The sequence below is a fragment of the Streptomyces solincola genome, from assembly GCF_002982015.1.
GTDB lineage: Bacteria > Actinomycetota > Actinomycetes > Streptomycetales > Streptomycetaceae > Streptomyces > Streptomyces solincola.
On sequence record NZ_PVLV01000601.1, the window covers coordinates 1 to 1,800 of the forward strand.

General features: G+C 78.4%; 1 protein-coding gene and 1 pseudogene. Both read right to left on the reverse strand.

Annotation, left to right across the window (positions count from 1 at the left end):
* Nucleotides 1-453: pseudogene (locus C6N75_RS28040) on the reverse strand (hypothetical protein); the annotation flags it as partial.
* Nucleotides 454-543: 90 nt separating this feature from the next.
* Nucleotides 544-1,671: an alpha/beta hydrolase gene (locus C6N75_RS28045; protein WP_105871660.1), complete on the reverse strand. Its 1,128-nt coding sequence runs from the start codon at nt 1,669-1,671 to the stop codon at nt 544-546.
* Between the last annotated feature and the right edge of the window lie 129 nt (nt 1,672-1,800).

The window sequence follows — 1,800 nt, forward strand, 5'->3', positions numbered from 1 at the left end:
GGGTATAAGCGACAGGAAGAGGGCGACCCAGCCGCGCAGCACGGCGGAGTCGTCGCGGTCCCAGGCGCGCAGCCGCCAGCCGGGGCGGGCGGTGTCGCCGTGCAGCTCGACCAGTCCGGCGAGGCGGGCGCGGTCCCAGCCGGCCCGGACCTGCTCCGGGGTCAGGTGCAGGGCCTCGGCGGCCCGCTGGGTCGCGGTGGCCTCGGGGGCGTCGCCGCGGGCCGGGCGGTCGCGCTCGACGGCCGCCCAGCGGGCGATGCGTACGGCGTCGTGGAGCACCGCGCGGGCCTGGCGGGCCAGTTCGGCGGGTGCCGGGGTGCCCTCCGGCGGCCGGGGGACCGGGCGGGTGCGCCGGGTGGTCACGGCCCGCCGGGCCGTGGTCAGGGGCCGCGGACGGACGAGTCGGAGTCTGGAGTTGCGCGCCAGTTGCTCATCAGGCTTTCGAGACGTCACAGGAGCAGTGTTCCCGCTGACGGCCCGAAAGCCCAAACGCGCCGCGTCCGCCCGGCCACGGGGCGCGGCCGGGAGGCGCCCCGGCGTGCCTCAGACCAGAGGTACGAGGAAGCGGCGCAGGGTCTCCTCGTAGCGGGCCGGGTCGGCGTTCCACATGGCGGAGTGCGGGGCGTCGGGGACGGTGTGCAGGGTGACCAGGTCGGGTCGGCGGGCGGCCAGGTCGCGGCTGAAGCTCCAGGGGGCGAGCCGGTCGGCGGGGCCGTGGAAGAGGAGGGTGGGCACGCTCAGCCCGTCGGGGGCGGCCGCCTCGGCGAGCCGGTCGCCGTGCACGCCGGTGGAGCCCTTGGCGGCCCGGACGGCGAGCGGCAGCAGGGCGGAGGGGACGCGGCGGGCGCCGGCCAGGGCGCGCAGCGTGGTCTCCCAGTCGAGGACCGGGGAGTCCAGCACCAGGCCGCTGATGAACTCGCGCAGCTCGGAGCGGTCGGCGGCGTGCAGGGCCATCGCGGCGCCGGTGGACCAGCCGTGCAGGACGACGCGGTCGGCGCCGGAGGTCATGGCGTAGCGGATGGCGGCGTCCAGGTCGCGCCACTCGGAGTCGCCGAGGTGGCCGAGGCCGCCGGGCGGACGGGGCGCGCCGGGGTCGCCGCGGTAGGCGAGGGCGAGGACGGGCAGGCGCATGCGCTGCCAGCAGGGCATGAGGTTCATGGTCTGCTCGCGGGTGGACCCGAGGCCGTGCACGGCGATCACCCAGGTGGAGCGGAGGGCGGGCACCAGCCAGGCGGGGAGCGGGCCCAGCTCGCCGGGGATCTCGACGTCCCGGTGGTCCAGGCCGAGCGCGGAGCCCGGGTCGCCGGTGTGCAGCGCGGGGGTGAACCGGACCCGCGCCCCGGTGTCCAGGGCGCCGCCGGTGACCCGCTCCAGTCGGCGTACGGCCGTGTCGGCGGAGTGCTCCACGTCCTCCAGCACCGGGCCGACGACCGCGTGGACCCCGCCGGGTCCGGCGAGCCCGTAGGCGCCGGGGCGCAGCGAGGCGAGGTCGCGGGTGAGGGTGATCTGGCCGGCCGCGGTGGCGTGCACGGTGAGCCGGGGCTCGCCCGGCAGCGGGCCGACGGTGGCCTTGAGGGCGGCCCCGCCGGCGTACCGGCCGGCCGCGACGGCGGCCGCGCCGGCCCCGACGAGGGTGGTGACGGCCGCTGCCGTCGCTGTTGCGGGGCGCATCAGACCAGTGTCGGCGCGGGCGGCGCGGGCTGCCAGCGCACGGTCACGGCCGGAGGTGTGGGCTCGGGTCACACCGACCGTGTGCCCGTCAGACGGCGACCGACTCCCCCGGGCAGCGGCCTGCCTGCC

Coding starts and splice junctions, on each gene's coding strand:
- C6N75_RS28045 (WP_105871660.1), bottom strand. CDS start 1,671: ATGCGCCCCGCAACAGCGACGGCAGCGGCCGTCACCACCCTCGTCGGG.